Below are 21,493 nucleotides of genomic sequence, written 5' to 3' on the forward strand. Positions count from 1 at the left end.
AATGACGATGACTGAACAAACAGAAAACACCGAAACCCCCGCCTTACTGCAAAAGAGCCAGGTGGTTCACCAGATCAACCTCGGCCCCACTGTCGATCAAGTCGCCGCTCAACTGCTGCGTCAAGCACTGAAGACGCTGTATCCCGAGCGCGATATCGACCCCGACCAAACCTTGATCGGCACACCTCAATGGCGATTTTTCAACGGCACGCTCGTGGCCATGCCCACACAGTTTGAATCGCTGAGCCACGCGCTGGTCCGCCAATTCTTTACTGATTCCACTGCCAACTATCTTGAGGGCGAACACTTCCTGACCGTGAACCCATTGAGCACTCCGGTGGTGCATCTGGATATCGGTATCGAAGCCATTGCCAGATTGCTCAATGACTACTCACCGCTGCTTTTCGTTGCCTTTGGCGAGCAGCAACTGGCCTATTGGAACGATGAAGGGCGGCAAGCGCCGCACTGGCTGGAGCTGTCTGCAGCCCTGCGAAGAACCCTTGATGTGCAAAGCGTCAAAGGTTGGGATGAGGTTCAGTGCCGAGTAGCGCGGGCCGTCTCGCTTCATCCGGAAAAACAGGATCGTATGACCCATGAATCAGCGCTTTCGGACATTCGGGTCAGTCTCATAGACATTGACACCGTCCACGCGCAAAACAGTACCCGACACCTGACTCTCGGTGGAGTTGCGGCGATTACCGGGCGCTATGAACAGCGCGATCTTGTCATGATGTACTCCGTGGAAAACGGCTATGAAACGTTCGGTTCCCTGGATCAGTTGGGCGCTTCGTTACCCACCCGAATCGATGCGCTACCACCGGGGCAGAACCTGAAGTGGCAGCTGTTCGAGCCTGAGGGTAACTTTTTCGACCACATGGCCTGGGCCCTGATCGCCAGCCAGCTCGATGCGATTGCCGCGATCACAAATGAATATCCTGCGGCCCAAGCGGGTACCTCCATCACCTCTTCTGCGCTGATGGAAAATGCCAGCAGCCAACAGAAGAGCGCACTCATCGAACTGGATGACTCAATACCCGATTGGCTGTTCGGTGCCTCGGCTACCGACCTGGATCACTACAGCCAATCCATAAACGAACTGGGCAAACTGTACAAACAGACCGACAAAAAACTGTTTCGGATTCAGCCCATCACCACGTTCGCCCAGCAGCGCATGCGTGAAGCGATCATTGCCGATAAGCCCACCGCAGCTGGCCTACCGCTGGACAACCTGGAGATCGCCATCACCGACAGTTTCGAGGCAGGCGGCCTGACGCTGCCCAACCCGCTCGATGCCCACACTGAAACCCTGGGCGAATACGCGTTGCAAAACACTGCGCCGTTTCAAGCCACCCTTCGATTCAAACCGCCCCGAACAGTCCCCGCCTGGCTAAACGATGCTTACCTGACAACGATGTCGAGCAAGGTCGATATTGGCGAAGCGTACCCCCGCCTGATCCGCGACAAATTGATCGATGACGCCGGGCAAGCCACCCTGCAGCAGCAGTTCTACATCCGGCAATTGCGCGCCCTGCTGCCGTTGATTGCGCTGGAGTGCAAAATTCGCCGTATCGGCGGCATAGATGAGCAAGGTTGTCGCCATGTTCGCCAATGGCTCAACCCGACACCCGGGCACTCGCAAACGGTGGTCATCCGTCCCCTGGCCTTTGTCCAGTCCGAAGAAACTGACGGAGACACCGTTACCAACATGTACATCATCGGTCCGCGGCAGCCAGGCGCCGGCCCTTGCCTGCTTTATCGCCCGCTGTTCGACCAACCACTGCTGCAGTTCCCGTCAGCGCAAAATCTGCTATACGCCCTGCACCAACCGGGCGAGCTGAGGGATTCGGTGCTGGCGTGGCTGCCCAACACGACCGTCAGCTTCAAATACGCCCAATACACCTTCCCTATCGGCTATCCCAGCCCATGGCTGGGTGCGCAATTGCTCTCCGAACCCTGGACACCTTCGAACTGGGCCAGCCCTGTCAAACTCTCCTCAAATGAACTGAGCGGCGATGTTTTTCCCGTCCTGTTCAAGACCCATGCATTGGCCATGGCCGAACTCGCCGACCGCCAATCGTTATCCAATGCTCAACGACGTTGGGCCGTGCTTCAAGACAGCGGCTGGGCTTTGTTCAACATCGCCGCGAACTTTCTCAGCGGCCCGGCCGGGGCTGCAGTCTGGGTCTGGCAAAGCATCAGTGAAATCGACCTGGTACTGGATGCCCACGCGCGCGGTGACGCTCAAGCCGAATGGGGCGCCGTCGCCGATATGCTGTTGAACCTGGGAATGATCCTGGCCCATCACGCCTCTACTCGCCGCAAGACCGGGCTGCGAACGGCGCCAAAGGTGAACCATGACAAGCCGCCCAAGACCAACGTGGTCCCGCCAATAGTGCCTGCCAAGCCCACCGTGACGTTGATAGCCACGCCGCTGACAGGTGAACTTCCATCCAGCCATTTCTCCTCACTTGAGCCCCATGGTTCAGTGCCCCATCTTTCCCCCACGGCATTGGCAACTTATCTGGAAAGCCTGGCAGTACCGGCCGTCGACCTTACGAGTCCAACCCTGGAAACCCGCTTGCACGACACCGCGCCCTTGTATCGCCTGGACAATAAGTCCTATGCAAAAGTCGGCGAACGCTGGTTCCGTGTCATGGAAAACGACGATCAGCAGGTGCAAATTGTTCACCCGGCTACGCCCTCGAAAACCGGTCCGCTGTTGGTCCATAACCAAAAAAGCCAATGGTTTGTAGACACGCGATTGCGCTTGCGCGGCGGTGCCGGCGGTACCAGCCTGCGAAGCCAGCTCAGAGCAAATCGCAGAGCCAAAGAGCAGGAGAAGAAACGGCTGGGCGTTGTGCTGGAGACGTTCAAGCGCCAAGAGGCTGCCAACAATGCGGCTTTGAAAAAGGCTCACTCCGAGATGGAGGGCGCAACCGGGCCCGCGCACGAACAGGCAACACAGCGTTACCTCGGCCATTTGGAAACGCTGATCGGTGAGTATGATCAGGCGCTGAAAAACCTGGAGCAATGGCGCCTAAATGGCGGTTCCGAGGAGTATCTCAACGATTTGCAGCGCATGAGTATCGAGCTGCAAAAGAACCTCTGCATATGGTTCGTACTCAAGCGCGGCGCCTATGCAAAACTTGTCCAAACACTGGCAGAAGACACGGTCATAGAATCAAACGCTTTACTGCGGGCGCACGTACAGAGGGTCAGGCAGGCGTTGGCCTTGAGCCATGACATCATCGCCCGCCTGCAACTTTCCGAGGCATCACTTGGGACCCTCAATGCAGTCGGCAACGCAGGCATGACCACCGTGCAGAGCCTGCGAAAACTGCTTCCCGCCTTCAACCAGTGGGATCTGAAGTCCAATGAGATCGGCATGTCTCATGAAGTGTGCATGCGCGGTACCGCTGCTGAGGCCGATGAAGCAGCCCGTGAAGCGGTCGGCTTGTTGATTACCGATGCCGCAACAGCCACCCACCGGCATGCAGCCCTGATCAAAACATCGCAGAGCGGTGAGTCATCCATGCTTCACATCGACAGGTTGAGCCAGCTGATCGACGTCTACGCGGATGTGAACCAGCGCTTGGAAGACCTTCCTGGTCAATACCCGGACAAGGTTGAACCGACTGAGCTTGAACGGTTAAAAACCTTGATCGGCGAGTTCAAGCAACTGGCCCAGGAGCAACTCAGCGTGCTATTGCCCGAGGGTGGGCAAGCCGTCGAACCTGCCGTGCCGAAACCTGCCGTTGCAGGTCCATCCCGGCCAGTAGGTAAAGTCACCAAAACTCGGCCACGCAAACCGGCGCCTGCCGAAACCTCGACACCCGCCGAACTGCCCATCAGGGAAGTGCTTCCGGCCAGGAAAAAACCTGATGCACCCGCAGTGCTGGATGACACCGACATTGTCGACAACGCCCTGACACTGAATGAAAGCGTAGAAAGTTTTATTAGTCGCATCCGCAAGGACGCCTTCAGACCCAATCGTATCCCGGCGGACATGCAGGATTTGTTCGATCAGCAGGCTCAGCGCCTTGAGCAGTCAGCGGCCATTGTCGATCAGGCGTTGGAACGCTTACGTGCAAAAGGTGGATCGCGGCTCCCCGTGGGCGACTTGAGTGCGCAGCTCAATAGCGCAGCCGTCCGACTACGCGATCAAGGCATCAGCATCCGCGCCAGTCTGCTCAAGGATCGGCAACCCCGACAGGCGTATTTGCAGTGGCTACTGGATAACAAACAGGTCCGGATCGTCAGGAATGGACAGGGCCGGATCAAGACTAAGCAGCGCCGAGACTACTTTCAGGAATACCAGGTACTGGATATCACTCAACAGGACAAGCCGTTGTGGCTCGCGCATTTTCATTACGCAGCTGCTGATGCTCCGCTGGAGCAATACACCGCTGCGCACCTGAAAATCGCCGATTCGCATCTTCAGCAATTCACTGCCGAGCGTCGCCAGGCACTGTCCCAATTGACGCCTCTGGACTACGTCCTTCGGCGTATCGGCGATCCATCGCCATTCTTCAAACTTGAATCTAAACCCTGATGCTCGAAAACGGGCGGGCTTATCACCCGCCCGTTTCAGCGCGCACGCCATGCCGTGCGCAAGCGCTCCAGGGCCGCCTCGATCGATCGCTCAGGTACCGCAGCAAAGCCCAGCACCAACCCCGCGCGCTGATCGATCGGTGTGGTGGATTGCGGCAACCAATAGCTGCTCAAGTCGTTGATCTCGACATCGACGCCCTTCGCCAATTCGATCAGTTCTTGCTCACGCGCAACGCTATCGACGCGCACCGTCAAGTGCAGCCCGGCGGCGACTGTGGGTAACGGGCCGACCCCAGATATGTTCAGCGGCCAACCGCTGAGCAAAGTATTGCGCCGGCTCAGCGCCGCGCGGCGCATGCGGCGGATATGCCGCTGGAAGTGTCCGGCGGCAATGAACTCGGCCATGACCGCTTGGGTGCTGACTTCAGAGTGGCGAACATCCACCGCACGACGCTGGGCAAATGCGTCCACCAACCCCATCGGCAAGACCAGGTAACCCAAGCGCAGTGCTGGGAACGCCACCTTGCCGAACGTGCCGACGTAAATCACCCGCCCTTGCCGATCCAGTGCCGCCAACGGCGCCAGCGGTGCGCCGCTGTAACGGTACTCGCCATCGTAATCATCCTCGACGATCCAACCTTGCGTGCGCTCAGCCCAGGCCAGCAACTCCAGACGACGGGCAAGGCTCATGACCACCCCCGTGGGGTATTGATGTGATGGCGTCACGTAGGTCAGCCGACAATTGTCGAGCAGCGCCAGATGGCTGCAAACGATGCCCTCGCTGTCCACTGCCACACCGTGCAGCCGCGCGCCCGCCACGGCGAACGCATGACCCGCCGCCCGATACCCCGGATTTTCGATCGCCACCCCATCGCCAGGCTCTACCAGCAACTGTGCACAAAGGCTAATCCCCTGCTGCGCACCACTGGTGATCACAATTTGCTCAGGCGAACACTGCATGCCGCGGGAGCTACGCAAATAAGCAGCGATCATCCCCCGTAATCGTGCGTCGCCTGCCGGGTCGCCGTAACACAGCTGCTGAAAGTCCGGTTTACGCCAGAAAGCCGCATTCAGCTTGGCCCAAACCTCGAACGGGAACAGATCGAACGCCGGAACACCGACCCGAAAAGCTTTGGGTGGACCGCTGGGCGGCATGGGTAAATGGTTGTTTTGAACCCGCGTCAACGCACCGCTGTGGATAACTTTGCTGGATGAATTCACAGGTAAATCGAGCCAATTTGTGGATAAGACTGTGGATAAGCCTGTTGAAAACCCTGTGGATACTTTTGTGGATAGTTTTCTCACCGGCAACGTCGCCTGAGGCAATTGTGCAACGTACGTCCCGTCTCCCACCCGACTTTCGATAAACCCCTCGGCGTAAAGCTGATCGTAGGCGCGCACCACACTGTTACGGGAAATTGCCAGCGCTGCCGCCAAATCTCGGCTGGCCGGCAAACGTGTACCGCTGGCCAGGCGTCCGTCGAGTATTCGGGCCCGTAAAGCCTGGTAGAGCTGGCGACTAAGCCCCTGACGACGATCAAGTTCGATACCCGCCGGATTGAACGTCAAGGACAGTGGTTCGCCAGTCATCTCAATGGACCTATGAAATTGTTCATTAATGGCTCTTACAACAGACCAATAGCCTGCCTAGGATAAAGGCATTCGCCAAGGAAATATTTGCCATGTACACGCCGCGCGCTTTTGCCATCGAAGAATTGTCCCAACTGCACGAACTGATCCTCGCCACCCGTCTCGCCATATTGGTGACCCACGGCGAAAGTGGCCTGCAAGCCAGTCATGTGCCGGTGCTGCTGCATTGCGAACAAGGCGTGAACGGCACGTTGTACGGGCATCTGGCCAAAGCCAATCCACAGTGGAAAGACCTGCGCGACGGTGCCGAAGCCTTGCTGATTTTTGCCGGTGCCGACGCCTACGTCAGCCCCAGCTTTTACCCGAGCAAGGCCGAACACGGAAAAGTCGTGCCGACCTGGAACTACGTCGCCGTACACGCCTACGGCCGAGCCGAAACCTTTAGCGATGGCGGACGGCTGCTCGACATCGTCAGCACCCTCACCGACCGCCATGAAGCGGGCCGCGCCCAATCGTGGTCAGTGGCCGATGCCCCCGCCGATTACATCGACGGCATGCTCAAGGCCATCGTTGGTTTCGCCATTCCCATCGACCGCCTGGAAGGCAAGCGCAAGCTCAGCCAGAACCGCAGCCCCGCCGACATCGCTGGCGTCCGCGAAGGCTTGGCCGCCAGCTCGGACGTTAACGACCAGACCCTCGCCCAATTGATGCGCTAAGGAAATCACCATGAGTCAGATCGAGATCCGCCAGGTCAACGCCGACGACCACGCCGCGTGGTTGCCCCTGTGGCAAGCCTACCTGCGCTTCTACAACACCGAGTTGCCCGAGGCGGTCAGCCAGAGCACCTGGCAGCGTATGCTCGACCCCAGCGAACCGACCCACGCCGCCCTCGCCTGGGCCGACGGCAAAGCGGTGGGCATGGTGCATTTCATCTACCATCGTTCCAACTGGAGCATCGAAAATTCCTGCTACCTGCAAGACTTGCTGGTGGCACCAGAAACCCGTGGTACTGGCGTCGGCCGCCAGTTGATCGAATTTGTCTACGCCACCGCCAAGACCGACGGTTGCTGCAAGGTCCACTGGCTGACCCACGAGACCAATGCCACCGCGATCCAGCTCTACGAGCGCATCGCCGAACGTCCCGGTTTAATCCAGTTTCGCAAAGCCATCTAAGGTTCAAGGAGAACACCATGTCGATTTCACTCGCCGAATGGAAAGGCGTCCCGGCGCCTTCAGTACAAACTATTGAAGGTCGTTTCATCCGCCTGGAAAAACTCGACCCGGCGCGCCATGGCGACGACCTGTTCCGAGCCCTGCAAGGCCCCGGCGCCGACCCGAAACTCTGGGACTACTTGCCTTATGGTCCCTTCCCCGAGCGCAGCGTCTTCAATGATTGGCTGAACAATCACGCAGCCAACAGCGATCCGTATTTCTTCAGCGTGGTCGATCGCGCCAGCGGCGAGGTACAAGGCATCCTCAGCCTGATGTCGATCGTCCCGGCCCAAGGCCGCATCGAAATCGGCCACGTCACGTTCGGCGCGCCAATGCAGCGCTCGCCGAAAAGCACCGAGGCGGTTTACCTGTTGGCCAAGCACGCCTTCGACCTCGGCTATCGTCGACTTGAATGGAAGTGCAACAACGGCAACGGCCGTTCCAAGTATGCGGCCGAGCGGCTGGGTTTCAGCTTTGAAGGGGTCTTCCGTCAGCACATGGTGGTCAAGGGCCAGAACCGCGATACCGCGTGGTACTCGATCCTGGACTCGGAATGGCCGGCGATTGGGGCGGGGTTCGAGCAGTGGTTGAGCGATGAGAACCAGACTGAATCGGGACAGGTGAAAACGCTGGCGGAGTGTCGCGCATAGATACGGCTGTTATTGACGCCATGCATTCGCGGGCAAGCCTCAGGCTTGCCCGCGAATCACTTCACGTCAGTTGCTGGGCCAATACCGCAATATGCTCCGGCCCGATCCCGCAGCAGCCCCCCAGATGACTGGCGCCACGTGCTTTCCAATCCGCCGCCCATTGCAGGTATCCCGGTGGATCGAGGTCTTCGCGCAGCGGATCCAGTCCGTCATTGGCCGTGGCCTCTTTCGGTTGCGGCGGGAAGGCGTTGGCGTACGCTCCGATGTGGATCTTCACGCCCAATCGCTCAAAAGTGCTCCGTGCGGCATCAATTGCCGAGCCGATCACTTCCGGCTGACTGCAATTGAACAACAACGTCTCGACTCCCAGCTCTGCCGCCGCGACCGCAGCATCGGCCACAGGCTCACCTGAGCGTAAACGAGGCACTTCGTCTGTGTCCTCATCCTTTAAGGTAAACGACAACCAGAAAGGTTTGCCGTCCTGCGGCAAGCCCGCATGAATCGCACGCGCTTCGGCGATTGAGCTCTGGGTTTCCGCCAGCCACAGATCAACATGAGGCGCCAGACCGCTCACCAACGGCGCCAGTAATTCACTCGCTCGAGTGGCCTCAAACAGATCCGGGCGGTAAGAGCCAAACAGCGGCGGCAACGAGCCCGCGACCAGCACCGGCTTCGCTGCGGCGTTTACGGCGCGGCGAGCCAGCTCACCGGCCAGCGCAGCAAGCGCCTGACCTTCCTCGGCAAAACGCGCTTCGCCAATGTGAAACGGCACCACTGCATAACTATTCGTGGTGATGACGTTAGCGCCACTGTCGATATAAGCCGCGTGCACCGCCTCCACCGCCTGCGGCGCTTCACTCAAAGCCAGCGCCGACCACTCCGGTTGCTTGAATGGTGCACCGCGTCTTTGAAGCTCACGGCCCATGCCGCCATCCAGAATGACTGTTTTCAGTGCACCCATATGCTTTTCACTCATATGCTTATGAAAAAAACTCACTACAGAAGTAGTACTTATAACTATTTAATACGCATAATTTAGTTAATAACAAACTTTTTTATCAGGAATCGATTTTGAACTTTCAACCGCTACTGGCCTTGGGCCTGACGATTCTGGCTGCATCCTCCCAAGCCTTCGGCGGCGTCACGCTGGATCGAATCGAACAAAAGAAAGAACTCGTCGGCGTGTTGATGGAAAGCTATCCACCCTTCTCATTCCTGAATGACCAGAACCAGCTCGACGGTTTCGATGTTGATGTGGCTAAAGCCGTCGCGGACAAACTGGGTGTCAAATTGCGCCTCGAGACGCCGTCCTGGGATGTGATCGCTGCCGGCCGCTGGAGTGGACGTTACGATATTTGCATCTGCTCCATGACTCCGAGCAAGGCCCGCGCCGAAGTCTTCGACTTTCCGGTCGAGTATTACGCGTCGCCAGCAGTAATCGTGGTGAACGCCAAGGACAACAGCATCCACAGCGCCAAAGACTTGAGCGGAAAGAAAGTTGGCCTCACCAGCGCTTCCAGCTATGAAAGCTACCTCAACAAGAACCTCGTAATCGAAGGCGCAGAAGATACACAGTTGCAGTACCCGTTTGAAAACGTGCAAATCGCGCCGTATGACACTGATAACGTGGCATTCCAGGACTTGGGGCTGGGCGCCGGTGTACGCCTTGATGCAATTCTCACCAACCTTGTTACCGCCCAGCCGCGCCTTAGCGAAGACAAACGCTTCAAGCTCGCCGGCGAGCCGCTGTACTCCGAACCAAATTCGGTGGCCATCGAAAAAGGTGACGCGCAGTGGGACGCCAAAGTACGTGATGTGTTCGCTCAATTGAAACAGGACGGGACGCTGAGCAAGCTTTCACAAAAATGGATCGGCGCTGACATCAGTAAATGACTTCTTTCCCGTCACCTCCTCAGCCACCACAACCGGTGGCTGAATCCCGATTACAACGAATTTTCAGTTTCCGCACGCGGCTCTACCTGACGTGGGCGGCGATGTTCGGTTTGTTCGCCAGCTTCTTCCTAAGCTTCGACCTGAAGTTCTCAATTATCCTCGACAAACTGCCCAACCTGATCGGCCTGCATCTGGCACCGAATGGTTTTCTGCAAGGTGCGGCACTGACGCTGTTTCTGTGCCTGTGCTCGATCATTGCCTCGTCACTGCTGGGTTTCATTACCGCCATCGGTCGCCTGTCAAAAAGCGCCGTGGCCTTCGGAATCGCAAGCTTCTACGCCTCGTTCTTTCGCGGCACACCCCTGCTGATCCAGATATTGCTGATCTACCTCGGTTTGCCACAACTGGGCATCGTCCCAGGTGCCGTCGCCGCCGGCATCATTGCCCTGTCGCTGAATTACGGGGCCTACCTCAGTGAAATCTTTCGCGCCGGCATTCTCGGCGTTCACCGCGGCCAGCGCGAAGCGTCCCTGGCACTGGGGATGCGCGAAACCGTCATCTTCTGGCGCGTCACCCTGCCCCAAGCCATGCGTACCATCATCCCGCCCACCACCAATCAGTTCATCTCGATGCTCAAGGACTCGTCACTGATTTCGGTGATGGGGGTGTGGGAGGTGATGTTTCTGGCGCAATCCTATGGACGGTCGAGCTATCGCTACATCGAAATGCTGACGACCGCGGCGGTGATTTACTGGGTGATGTCGATCGGGCTCGAACTGATACAGGCCCGGATGGAGCGGCACTATGGCAAGGCGTATCTGAACAATCGATGAGCGGGCGATCAGCACAATGTGTGGGAGCGAACGCGCTCCCGGATTGCCCTGTAACTGCTTAATTGAAATCCCGTCGAATCCGTACCACACCCATTTTCAACCCAAATGGGCGGAACACGGCATTAAGTGATTTCAGCGTTTGATTGCCTTTGCCATGTTCGATATGCACCAGCGTACGCACCGAGATTTTGCACATTTTTGCGAACTGAGCCTGGTGCAAACCGGTCACCTCTACCCGCAAACGACGAACAGCTTCGCCTGTTTCCAGCGTGCCTTGAGCAAGCGCTTCTTGAATACTTTCGATGAGCGCCGTGCGCTCGACAACAGTCATGCTCACGTCAGACCCCACTCTTTCAAACGTTGCTGCAGATTTTTCAAAGCGATTCGCGGGTGATTCATCGTCACGTCGGGTAATCCGCTGTCAGTCAAAATGTCTGGAAGTGCCATCAAGTGCTTGGCATCTTCGCGCAGGCGCTCAAAACAACCCGACCAATCGCTCAACGCTGCCAGAGGTTCATTCGGATCAGCCAGATCGGCCAAGGCCTGGCACACACCACGCCAATTGACATCCCCAGCCCTTTCCAACGCCTTTGGCCACTTGGTGGTCCTTGTGACACCTTCGTCGTCCATGACCATCGGCGCCAAGTCATAGATCGGCGCCAAGCGGAACGAGGCCGTGTCACGAATGATTGCCGTGTTGCGTCCGTGGTTATCGGAATTGCCGAGGATTTTGTTGAGCAGATCCCGGCGCAAATATTCAGCAACAAGATCAGGGATCTGATCACCCTGCCCCGCATCCCTCCAGAGCCCAGCAAGCATGCGAATCACTTCAATGTGGTCCATCGCGCTACCGGGCGTAGTAATTTGCGCCAGCGAGTAGATCGACTCCACGGCAAATCGCTCAACCCCTTGAGGCGTCACCTGGCGGTCAAAACGGTGCATCCACACGCTGGGTTTGGTTGCTTCTTCCAACGCCAGCCCCTGCGCGGCCACCGTTTCGATGCCTAGTGTTTGCAGGGCCTTGTAGTAGTGATATTCGCTTCTGAGGATGTCCTGATCGTTCCTGGTCCCTTTGTTGCGAGAGAACTTCACAAACCAGTGCTGAATGACGTCTGCATCGTCCAGTACTGCATCGGGGTAGAAGTTAGCGTCCTTACTCTCAGCCAACAGCAGTTTCGGCGCCTCGCCGCCGGCCCCTGTCGCCCCTCCGATTGCAGCGCCTTGTTCATAGGCATACTCGAGAAACCGGTTATCACGGCTGATCACATCCTGGCGCCTAAACCCAATTGGCTCGCGCTGATCAACAGCCTCGACAGACTCTTTAATGCGCATATTGCCAATCGGCGCGGGTGTACTTCTGGCCAGTAGATAAAGATCGACGCTGATGTCTGCAGGCTTGTCACGGCCCATGTGGGCCAGGAGAAATCTTTTCGCCGCGCCAGCAGGCGCAATGTCATATACAAAGGCTGGCGTGTTGGATCTGCGGCCATCCCATTCCAGAGGGAACCTGGCACTCACAGCGGCGGCAAAGGGTGAGCCAATGCCCTCATGGTTTTCGAAAAGATATGCCTGTTCGTAACCAAAGCTGCATCGGTTTTCGAAGCCTTGTTCAGGGTTATCGAAGCTCAGGGTCATAGCGTCATGCCAATTCCCGCTCGTATAAATCTGTAGGGTCAGGTTGTACATATCGTCTTCACCTGCATTTAAATGCATTGCGTTGAGCGTAGTTCATCACAAATACGCAATATAATGCATATGCATCATTAGCAACGCTCCAATACATGCAATAAAGTGCATACCTGAGCCCATCAGTTCAACCAAAACTGCAAAATAATGCATCACAGGCCTGATCCCCCATAAACGTCAGTGCACAAACTCCAGGCGAAAAAAAAGGGGAGCACATGCCCCCCCGAGGTTTAAAGCGTTGTATCGAGGCTGTTAACTCAGCCTTCGATCTCGATCAGGATTTCGCCCGGGTTCACCCGGTCGCCCTTGGCGACGTGGATGGCGGTCACTTTGCCGGCGATGGCGGCCTGGACTTCGGTTTCCATCTTCATCGCTTCGGTGATCAGTACAGCCTGGCCCGCCTTGACGGTGTCGCCTTCCTTGACCAGCACATCAACGATGTTGCCCGGCATGGTGGTGCTGACGTGGCCCGGCGCAGAGGCTTGCTTGCGCTTGCTGCTGCCACCGCCGACGAACTCGTTGAGCGGTTCGAACACCACTTCTTCCGGCATGCCATCGATGGACAGGTAGAAGTGACGCTTGCCTTCGGCCTTGACGCCCACACCGGTGATATCGACGCGGTAGGTTTCGCCGTGGACGTCGATGACGAACTCGGTCGGCACGCCTTCGCCGCCAGCCGAGGCCACTTTGCCCGCTTCCGGAATTGGCAGCAGCACTTCAGGTGTCAGGGTGCCGGCAGCGCGTTCCTCAAGGAACTTGCGACCGATGTCCGGGAACATGGCGAAGGTCAGTACGTCTTCTTCAGACTTGGCCAACGCGCCAATGTCTTCACGCAGCTTGGCCATCTCCGGCTTGAGCAGGTCGGCCGGACGAACGTCGATCACTTCTTCGCTGCCGATGGCCTGACGACGCAGTTGCTCGTTCACCGGAGCTGGCGCCTTGCCGTAGCCGCCTTGCAGGTACAGCTTCACTTCGTTGGTGATGGTCTTGTAACGCTCGCCGGCCAGCACGTTGAAGAACGCCTGGGTGCCGACGATCTGCGAGGTCGGTGTCACCAGCGGCGGGAAGCCGAGGTCTTCACGAACACGCGGGATTTCGGCCAGCACTTCGCCCATGCGGTTCAGGGCGCCCTGCTCTTTGAGCTGGTTGGCCAGGTTGGAAATCATCCCGCCTGGAACCTGGTTGACCTGTACGCGGGTATCGACCGCGGTGAATTCGCTTTCGAACTGGTGGTACTTCTTGCGCACGGCGTAGAAGTACAGACCGATTTCCTGCAGCAATTCCAGATTCAGGCCGGTGTCGAACTCGGTGCCTTTGAGGGCCGCGACCATCGACTCGGTGCCCGGGTGGCTGGTGCCGGAAGCGAAGCTGGAGATTGCGGTGTCGATGTGGTCGGCACCGTTTTCGATGGCTTTGAGTTGGCACATTGCAGCCAGGCCAGCGGTGTCATGGGAGTGAATGAACACAGGCAGCGACTGTTCGGACTTCAATGCCCTGACCAGCTCACCGGTTGCATACGGCGTCAGCAGGCCAGCCATGTCCTTGATTGCCACCGAGTCGCAACCCATGGCTTCCATTTGCTTGGCTTGAGCCACGAAGGCGTCGATGGTGTGCACCGGGCTGGTGGTGTAGGCGATGGTGCCTTGGGCATGTTTGCCGGCAGCTTTCACCGCTTCGATGGCCACGCGCAGGTTACGCACGTCGTTCATCGCGTCGAAGATACGGAACACGTCGATGCCGTTAACCGCTGCCTTGGCGACGAAGGCTCTGACCACGTCATCGCTGTAGTGGCGGTAGCCCAGCAGGTTCTGGCCGCGCAGCAGCATTTGCAGGCGGGTGTTCGGCAGCGCGGCGCGCAGCTGGCGCAGACGCTCCCACGGGTCTTCTTTCAGGAAGCGTACGCAGGCATCGAACGTCGCGCCGCCCCAGCATTCCAGCGACCAGTAGCCGACTTTGTCGAGCTTGTCGCAGATCGGCAGCATGTCTTCGGTGCGCATACGGGTGGCGAGCAACGATTGGTGGGCGTCGCGCAGGATTGTGTCGGTTACGTGAATTTTCTTGCTCATTGTTCTATTCCTCACAGGCCTGCGTGGGCGGCGATGGCGGCGGCGATGGCCAGGGCCAGCTCTTCGGGTTTGCGCTTGATCGAGTAGTTGGTCAGTTCAGGATGGCTTTCAACGAAGCTGGTGTTGAACTGGCCGCTACGGAATTCCGGGTTGCGAAGGATTTCCTGGTAATACGCGGCGGTGGTCTTGACCCCTTGCACACGCATGTCGTCCAGGGCACGCAAGCCACGGTCCATCGCCTCTTCCCAGGTCAACGCCCACACCACCAGTTTCAGGCACATGGAGTCGTAGTACGGCGGAATGGTGTAACCGGTGTAGATCGCCGTATCGGTACGTACGCCGGGACCGCCGGGTGCGTAATAACGGGTGATCTTGCCGAAGCTCGGCAGGAAGTTGTTTTTCGGGTCTTCGGCGTTGATCCGAAATTGCAGGGCGAAACCACGGTGCTGGATGTCTTCCTGCTTCACCGAAAGCGGCAGGCCGGAAGCGATGCGGATCTGCTCGCGGACAATGTCGATGCCGGTGATTTCTTCGGTGATGGTGTGTTCCACCTGCACCCGGGTGTTCATCTCCATGAAGTACACCTCGCCCTCGGCGAGCAGGAACTCCACAGTGCCGGCGTTCTCGTAACCCACGGCCTTGGCTGCACGCACCGACAGGTCACCGATGTAGGCGCGCTGTTCCGGGGTCAGCTGCGGGCTCGGGGCGATTTCGATCAGCTTCTGGTTACGGCGCTGGATCGAGCAGTCACGTTCGAACAAGTGCACCACGTTGCCAAAGCTGTCGCCGAGGATCTGCGCTTCGATGTGTTTCGGGTTGACGATGCATTTTTCCAGGAACACTTCCGCCGAACCGAAGGCCTTGGTGGCCTCGGAAATCACGCGCGGGAAAGCCTGTTCGAGTTCTTCGCGGCTGTTGCAGCGACGGATACCGCGACCGCCACCACCGGACGTGGCCTTGAGCATCACCGGGTAACCGATGCGATCGCCTTCGGTCAGGGCTTCTTCGATGCCCGACACGTTGCCTTCAGTACCTGGGGTCACCGGCACGCCAGCCTTGATCATGCTGCGGCGGGCTTCGGTCTTGTCGCCCATGCGGCGAATGACTTCAGCCGATGGACCGATGAATTTGATTCCGCGCTCGGCGCAGATGTCCGCCAACTCGGCGTTTTCCGAGAGGAAGCCGTAGCCGGGGTGCAACGCATCGCAACCGGTTTCCACAGCCAGGTTCACCAGCTTGCGCGGGTTCAGGTAACCGGCCAACGGCTCGGCACCAATGCTGTGGGCCTCATCCGCACGCTTCACATGCAAGGCATGACGGTCGGCGTCGGAATAGATCGCGACCGAGCGAATGCCCATCTCAGCGCAGGCACGTACGATTCGTACGGCAATCTCACCACGGTTGGCGATCAGGATCTTTTTTATCACTTGGAGGTTCCCTTGAGCCGGTGGTACCCACGACCTGCTAGACCAGGTCGACGCGTGACCAAATGTTTCAATTCGGTCGCAGGGCCACACTAGCGCTCACAAGGGATTAACAAAAATGAATAATTATTGGGTCATGCATAAGTAAAGACTTATAGTTGACGTTCCGACCTGGACCGAGAGCGTCTAAAAATGCGTAAGTCATTGATGCGTATGACATTGCGTCAATTGCAGATCTTCAACGAAGTGTGCGACTTGAGGTCCTACAGCCGAGCAGCCGACGAAATGTCGCTCACGCAACCGGCCGTCAGCCTACAGATTCGTCAACTTGAGGAGCTGACTGGCCAGCCATTGTTCGATTACGTCGGCAAAAAACTGTACATGACGGAAGCGGCCGAAGCACTGCAACGCGCCAGCCGTGACATTTTCGGGCGCCTGGAAAACCTCGACATGCAGCTGTCGGACATGCAGGGCTCGTTGCAGGGTCAATTGAAACTGGCGGTGGAATCCAGCGCCAAGTACTTCGTGCCGCACCTGTTTGCCGCGTTCAAACGCCAGCATCCGGAGGTCAACCTACAACTGACTGTGGTTAACCGCGGCCAAGTGATTCGACGCCTCTCGGACAACCGCGACGACCTGGTCATCATGTCCATGGTGCCGCAAGACATGGGCCTGGAGTTCCTGCCGTTCCTCAACAACCCGATTGTCGCCGTGGCGCCGCCAGATCATCCGCTGTGCCATATGGGGCCACTGCGATTACAGGATCTTGAGCCCTACACGCTGCTGTTGCGCGAGCCCGGTTCCGGCACGCGCATGGCGTGTGAAGAGTATTTCAAAGAGAAACGCGTGCACTTCAACCAGACGCAAGAAGTCTCGTCAGCCGAAGCCCAGCGAGAATGCGTGCTGGCAGGCCTGGGCGTTGCGTTGTTGACGCGCCACGCCCTGAACCTTGAGCTGGCAACCGGCGGACTGATCGAGTTGCCGGTCGAAGAATTGCCGCTGTACCGCAGCTGGTGCCTGGTGCAGGCCAAGGCCAAAAGGCTGTCACCGGTGGCGCACGCATTCCTTGCGTTCGTTCGCAGCGAGCGGGTGCAGATCAGCGGCCTGGTTGAGCGTTTCGACGGGAAGCTGTCGAAGCCGCCTGCCAGTAGTTGAGTTCCAGATCTTCAGGAAAATCGCCGATTTCAGCCAAAAGTTGACGGCGCTCACAGCGATCTTCAATGGCGCGGCGAAATTCCATACGGCGTTGATCTTCCTGCTGGCGGCGGGTTCTGACAGCGCTGTTGCGTTCTTCGTAGGGCTGAGCCATTTCGAGTCTCCCAAGGCGAGTGCGGGAGTTTCAAGATAGGCGTGGGGGGTTACGCTTTGGCGGCGGGATCGTTACAGATGGATGAAAATCAAAAGATCGCAGCCTTCGGCAGTTCCTACAGATTTCTGTGTAGGAGCTGCCGAAGGCTGCGATCCTTTTAATCATCCAACGCTTTCACTGACTTGGGTGACAACCGCAAGCTGCGAAGACTGCGTTTGACGCTCTTGAGGTGATTCACCAGGCTCGGCCCGCGCGCCATGGCCACCCCCATCGCCAACACGTCGATAACCACCAGGTGGGCGATACGCGAGGTCAGCGGTGTATAGATTTCGGTGTCTTCGTGTACGTCGATTGCCAGGTTGACGGTCGACAGCTCGGCCAACGGCGTCTGACTTGGGCACAAGGTGATCAACGAAGCACCGCTCTCACGCACAATGTTGGCCGTGATCAGCAAATCCTTGGAGCGCCCGGACTGGGAAATGCAGATCGCCACATCGGTCGGCTTCAGGGTCACCGCCGACATCGCTTGCATGTGTGGGTCGGAATACGCTGCCGCTGTCAGCAGCAAACGGAAGAACTTGTGCTGCGCATCCGCCGCTACCGCACCCGATGCGCCGAAACCATAGAACTCGACACGCTGGGCCTGGGACATCAGCGTCACCGCCCGCTGCAACTCCAACGGATCGAGCTTCTCGCGAACCTCCATCAGGGTATGCAGAGTGGTGTCGAAGATTTTCAGGCTGTAATCGGCGACCGAATCGTCTTCATGGATCGCGAACTGCCCGAAACTTGCACCGGCGGCCAGGCTCTGGGCCAGCTTCAATTTCAGGTCCTGGAACCCGGAACAACCGATAGCGCGGCAAAAGCGCACGATGGTCGGCTCACTGATGCCCACGCTGTGGGCCAGGTCGGCCATGGAACTGTGCATCACGGCCGCGGGGTCAAGCAGCACGTGATCGGCGACCTTGAGCTCCGACTTGCGTAACAGGTGGCGAGACTGGGCGATGTGTTGCAGCAGATTCAAAGGGCTGGACTCTTTGTTATTGGCAGGTGCCGGGGATGTAGCAAGCTTGTAGTTATACTACATGAAACGGCTTTTTGCCTGCTCAATGCGTAACCGTATCCCTCGATTTCAGGTGCTCGCGCTTCATGTAGCCCAATCGGCACCTGTCCAGGTCCTATCGAGCCGTCCCGCAGGGCGCTTGCTCGTCAACTTGCGGCTTGCGCGTACAGCAAGCCGGCCAGGGTTTGCGCCTCAACCGGGCGGCTGATCAGGTAGCCTTGCACTTCGTCACAGCGCTCGGTTTTCAGAAACTCAAGCTGCTCCTGCCGCTCCACCCCTTCCGCCACGACCTTCAACGACAAGCCGTGAGCCATGGCGATAATGGCCCGGGTAATCGCCGCGTCTTCGCTGCTCTCTCCTAAACCGCGGATGAACGCCTGATCAATTTTTACGTAATCCACGGGAATCCGTTTGAGATAGCTCAGCGACGAATAACCGGTACCGAAATCATCGATCGCCAGCTTCACCCCCAAGTCACGCAACTGCTGGAAGGTCGCGATGATGTGTTCGACGCTGTCCAGCAATTGGCTTTCAGTGAGCTCCAGCTCCAGGTAGTGCGGCGCCAGCCCGGTTTCCTCCAGCACTTGGCGCACCAGGCTGACCAGTTTGCCCTGTCGCAATTGATGCACCGACAGATTCACCGACACCCGAATCCCTTCAAGCCCCTGCCGCTGCCACTCACAGGCTTGCCAGCAGGCTTGGCGCAACACGAATTCGCCGATCGGGCCGATCAGGCCGGTTTCTTCGGCCAGCCCGATAAAATCCCCCGGCGGCACGCGGCCCATGGTCGGATGGTCCCAGCGCACCAAGGCCTCGGCGGCGTTCAGCTTGCCCGTGGCGAGGCACAGCTTGGGTTGGTAGAACACCTTCAGCTGCTTCTCTTCAACTGCTTTACGCAATTGGTTTTCCAGCTGTAGGCGTTCCAGCGTGCTGGCTTGCAGGCTGTCGGTGTAAAACTGGAAATTATTGCCGCCCAAATGCTTGGCGTGCTGCATGGCCATGTTCGACTGACTGACCAATGCAGAAATTTCCCGCGCGCTATCGGGCAATAGACTGATGCCCATGGACGCACTCACCACCAACTCATGGCCATCGATGGTCAGCGGTACACGCAACTTGTTCGCCAGACGAGTTGCCACCCGCGCCAGGCTCGAAAGATTGCCATAGGCGTTGAACAGCACCGCAAATTCGTCACCGGACAAGCGCGCAATGGTGTCCGCTTCGGGTAATGCATTCACCAGTCGCCGGGCCATTTTCTGCAACAACTGGTCGGCGACCTCGTGACCAAGGCTGTCGTTGAGTTGCTTGAACCGATCGAGGTTAATGTGCAGCAACGCAAGGCTGCGATAACCGCCCTGACGCACCCGTTGGTGCGCCTCGTTAAGCCGTTCGCGGAACATCGAGCGGTTGGCCAGGCCCGTCAGTTCGTCGTAATGGGTCAAGTAGCGCATGCGCTCCTCGGCTTCTCGCCGGGCCGAAAGATCAGCGAAGAAGCCCACGATATGGCTCACATTGCCCCGCAAATCGCGCACGACATTCAGTTGAAGCCATTGCGGATACATCTCGCCGTTCTTACGGGTTTCCACCAATTCGCCTTGCCAACTGCCCTGCTGTTCCAGCGCCTGATGTATCGCCGCGTAGTGCCGACGCGCATCGCGACTGCACGGCAGCTCGACCATGTTGCGACCGAGCATGTCTTCGATCTCATAGCCGGTCACTCGACTGAAGGCTTGATTGATTGCGATCAGGGCGTAATTCGGGTCGAAAATCACGATCCCTTCGCTGGCCGCCTCGAACACGGTCGCCGCCAATTGCTGTTGCTCTTCCAGGATCTTGCTGGCGCTGATATCGCGGCGAGTACCGACCATGCGGATCACCCGACCGTTGGCGGCTCGCTCGACCGCTCTGCCACGATCCTCGATCCAGACCCAGTGGCCATTGCCATGACGTACGCGGTACTCGACCTGATAGTCCTCGGTGCGACCCTTCAGATGCTCGACCAGCGCCCTTTGCAGCGCAGGGAGATCTTCGGGGTGCAGGCGGGGTTTGAGGTGACGAAGCAATCCCGTCACCTGCTCCGGCTCCAGACCAAACAGCTCCTGAATCAGCGTGTGATGGACTTCGTCGGTTTGCAGGTTCCAGTCCCACAGCCCAAGTTCGCTGGCCTTCAACGCCAGCGCCAGGCGAGCTTCGCTCTTGCTCAGCGCCTGGTTGGCGGCGTCCAGCTCCAGGCTGCGCTGGGCGACACGGTCTTCCAGGTCGACCTGGATTTCCCGCAATTCATCCTCGGCGCGTCGGCGCTGCTCGATTTCCTTGGCCAGCTTTTGATTGAGCTGGTTACTACTGCTTTGTGCCCGTTGTAGATGCTCGATCAATGCCTGATTCTGAAAACGTCGCACTAAACCCTTATGGATCAATCGATTGACCTGCCAGGCAACCACGCTCAATGCGCCCAGCAGAATCAGACCGAACCAGCCCCAGCCGTGCTGCTGTTCATCGCCGCTCCAAAACATGTAGGCGATGGCCGGCAACAGGCACGGCAAGGTGAAGGACAGGAAGGCCGGCAAACTGACGGCATAGGCCACGCTGGCCGAGAGTGCCGCGGCCCCGATGAGGCCAAAGACCCAAGCTTGTTGAATGAAGTTATCGGCGGGAACAAGGGCAATGCCGGCGACCGCCAGGGTCAGGCCGGTGAGACCGGAGCCCAGCAGAAACATCCGTCGCCAAATGGGATGGGCCTGTCTGTTGGGGATCGCCGAATCGAATGCGGCAACCTGAATCACCCGCAATGCCACCAACGACAACAACCACACCAGCCAGACACTGACCAGGAAGTAGCGCTGTGGCCGCCAGAGCAAACCGGCACAAACCAGCCCATTGATCAACATGAACAATGTAGGTAGCAAGGAACCCTGATAGAGCAGGCGCGTGCGTTCGACCGCCATCTCCATGGCGTACTGTTTGCGTATCTCCCGGGGCTCCACAATGGGGCCCGACAGGTCGAGGCTGAGGGTCATAAGCGATGTTCTTGTTCTTATAATGATGAGCATGAGCCCGAAACGTCGACGGAGCATACACAAGCAAAGGCGCGGACCAAACTGCTGCTGATCAATAAATCGCCATATCTCAGTGCCCCTGATGCTGCCAAAAAAGCTGTGAGCACGTCCTGCCAACGTCTGCAGCCGATGACTGACCGGTCGTCCACGGCTATCTTTC

General features: G+C 58.1%; 16 protein-coding genes. 7 read left to right on the plus strand and 9 right to left on the minus strand.

Going from position 1 to position 21,493, the window contains the following annotated elements; translation table 11 throughout:
- Positions 1-7: 7 nt before the first annotated feature.
- Positions 8-4,552: a hypothetical protein gene (locus ACRESJ_RS15940; RefSeq protein ID WP_431758757.1), complete on the plus strand. Its 4,545-nt coding sequence runs from the start codon at positions 8-10 to the stop codon at positions 4,550-4,552.
- A gap of 35 nt (positions 4,553-4,587) precedes the next feature.
- Here the strand turns inward: ACRESJ_RS15940 and ACRESJ_RS15945 are convergent, their stop codons facing one another.
- Positions 4,588-6,141, minus strand: a complete 1,554-nt coding sequence (locus tag ACRESJ_RS15945; RefSeq protein ID WP_431758758.1) for a PLP-dependent aminotransferase family protein — start codon at positions 6,139-6,141, stop codon at positions 4,588-4,590.
- A 92-nt stretch (positions 6,142-6,233) separates the two neighbouring features.
- Between ACRESJ_RS15945 and ACRESJ_RS15950 the strand changes: the two genes are divergently transcribed.
- The 3 genes from ACRESJ_RS15950 to ACRESJ_RS15960 are packed head-to-tail and all read left to right on the plus strand — an operon-like array spanning position 6,234 to position 8,003.
- On the plus strand, positions 6,234-6,857 hold the full coding sequence (locus tag ACRESJ_RS15950) for an FMN-binding negative transcriptional regulator (protein ID WP_431758759.1): 624 nt from the start codon (positions 6,234-6,236) through the stop codon (positions 6,855-6,857).
- A 10-nt stretch (positions 6,858-6,867) separates the two neighbouring features.
- Positions 6,868-7,314, plus strand: a complete 447-nt coding sequence (locus ACRESJ_RS15955) for an N-acetyltransferase family protein (RefSeq protein ID WP_431758760.1) — start codon at positions 6,868-6,870, stop codon at positions 7,312-7,314.
- Positions 7,315-7,331: 17 nt separating this feature from the next.
- Positions 7,332-8,003 carry a GNAT family N-acetyltransferase gene (locus tag ACRESJ_RS15960; protein ID WP_431758761.1) on the plus strand — a complete coding sequence of 224 codons (672 nt, stop codon included), beginning with the start codon at positions 7,332-7,334 and terminating at the stop codon, positions 8,001-8,003.
- A 61-nt stretch (positions 8,004-8,064) separates the two neighbouring features.
- Here ACRESJ_RS15960 and ACRESJ_RS15965 read toward each other — a convergent pair whose 3' ends face one another.
- Positions 8,065-8,964, minus strand: coding sequence for a homocysteine S-methyltransferase family protein (locus tag ACRESJ_RS15965; protein ID WP_431758762.1), 900 nt, complete (start codon positions 8,962-8,964; stop codon positions 8,065-8,067).
- A gap of 110 nt (positions 8,965-9,074) precedes the next feature.
- Here ACRESJ_RS15965 and ACRESJ_RS15970 point away from each other — a divergent pair, with 110 nt between their 5' ends.
- Both ACRESJ_RS15970 and ACRESJ_RS15975 read left to right on the plus strand, forming a co-directional pair.
- Positions 9,075-9,896 (plus strand): ABC transporter substrate-binding protein, encoded by an 822-nt coding sequence (locus ACRESJ_RS15970; RefSeq protein ID WP_431758763.1) that lies wholly within the window; start codon positions 9,075-9,077, stop codon positions 9,894-9,896.
- On the plus strand, positions 9,893-10,729 hold the full coding sequence (locus ACRESJ_RS15975) for an amino acid ABC transporter permease (RefSeq protein ID WP_431758764.1): 837 nt from the start codon (positions 9,893-9,895) through the stop codon (positions 10,727-10,729). The genes ACRESJ_RS15970 and ACRESJ_RS15975 overlap by 4 nt, the downstream gene beginning before the upstream one ends.
- A gap of 58 nt (positions 10,730-10,787) precedes the next feature.
- On the opposite strand, the gene ACRESJ_RS15980 is transcribed toward ACRESJ_RS15975, so the two are convergent.
- The 4 genes from ACRESJ_RS15980 to ACRESJ_RS15995 form a co-directional block, all read right to left on the minus strand.
- Complete coding sequence (locus ACRESJ_RS15980; protein ID WP_431758765.1) at positions 10,788-11,066, minus strand: helix-turn-helix domain-containing protein; 279 nt, start codon at positions 11,064-11,066, stop codon at positions 10,788-10,790.
- A complete protein-coding gene (locus ACRESJ_RS15985; protein WP_431758766.1) occupies positions 11,063-12,415 on the minus strand; it encodes a HipA domain-containing protein in 1,353 nt (450 codons plus the stop codon). Before ACRESJ_RS15985 ends, ACRESJ_RS15980 begins: the two co-directional genes overlap by 4 nt.
- A gap of 257 nt (positions 12,416-12,672) precedes the next feature.
- On the minus strand, positions 12,673-14,481 hold the full coding sequence (gene oadA / locus ACRESJ_RS15990) for a sodium-extruding oxaloacetate decarboxylase subunit alpha (RefSeq protein WP_431758767.1): 1,809 nt from the start codon (positions 14,479-14,481) through the stop codon (positions 12,673-12,675).
- 11 nt (positions 14,482-14,492) lie between these two features.
- Positions 14,493-15,908: an acetyl-CoA carboxylase biotin carboxylase subunit gene (locus ACRESJ_RS15995; RefSeq protein ID WP_431758768.1), complete on the minus strand. Its 1,416-nt coding sequence runs from the start codon at positions 15,906-15,908 to the stop codon at positions 14,493-14,495.
- A 189-nt stretch (positions 15,909-16,097) separates the two neighbouring features.
- On the opposite strand from ACRESJ_RS15995, the gene ACRESJ_RS16000 reads away from it, so the two are divergent.
- A complete protein-coding gene (locus ACRESJ_RS16000; RefSeq protein WP_431758769.1) occupies positions 16,098-17,060 on the plus strand; it encodes a LysR family transcriptional regulator in 963 nt (320 codons plus the stop codon).
- Here the strand turns inward: ACRESJ_RS16000 and ACRESJ_RS16005 are convergent.
- From ACRESJ_RS16005 to ACRESJ_RS16015, 3 genes are all read right to left on the minus strand, one after another.
- Positions 17,002-17,214 carry a PA3496 family putative envelope integrity protein gene (locus ACRESJ_RS16005; RefSeq protein ID WP_431758770.1) on the minus strand — a complete coding sequence of 71 codons (213 nt, stop codon included), beginning with the start codon at positions 17,212-17,214 and terminating at the stop codon, positions 17,002-17,004. The genes ACRESJ_RS16000 and ACRESJ_RS16005 overlap by 59 nt on opposite strands.
- 157 nt (positions 17,215-17,371) lie before the next feature.
- The gene (gene hexR / locus ACRESJ_RS16010) at positions 17,372-18,238 is read right to left on the minus strand and encodes a transcriptional regulator HexR (protein ID WP_431758771.1); all 867 of its coding nucleotides are present in this window, start codon (positions 18,236-18,238) and stop codon (positions 17,372-17,374) included.
- A 185-nt stretch (positions 18,239-18,423) separates the two neighbouring features.
- Entirely contained in the window at positions 18,424-21,294 is a 2,871-nt protein-coding gene (locus ACRESJ_RS16015) for an EAL domain-containing protein (protein WP_431758772.1), read from the minus strand.
- Between the last annotated feature and the right edge of the window lie 199 nt (positions 21,295-21,493).

This window comes from Pseudomonas sp. (assembly GCF_050739655.1).
Lineage (GTDB): Bacteria > Pseudomonadota > Gammaproteobacteria > Pseudomonadales > Pseudomonadaceae > Aquipseudomonas.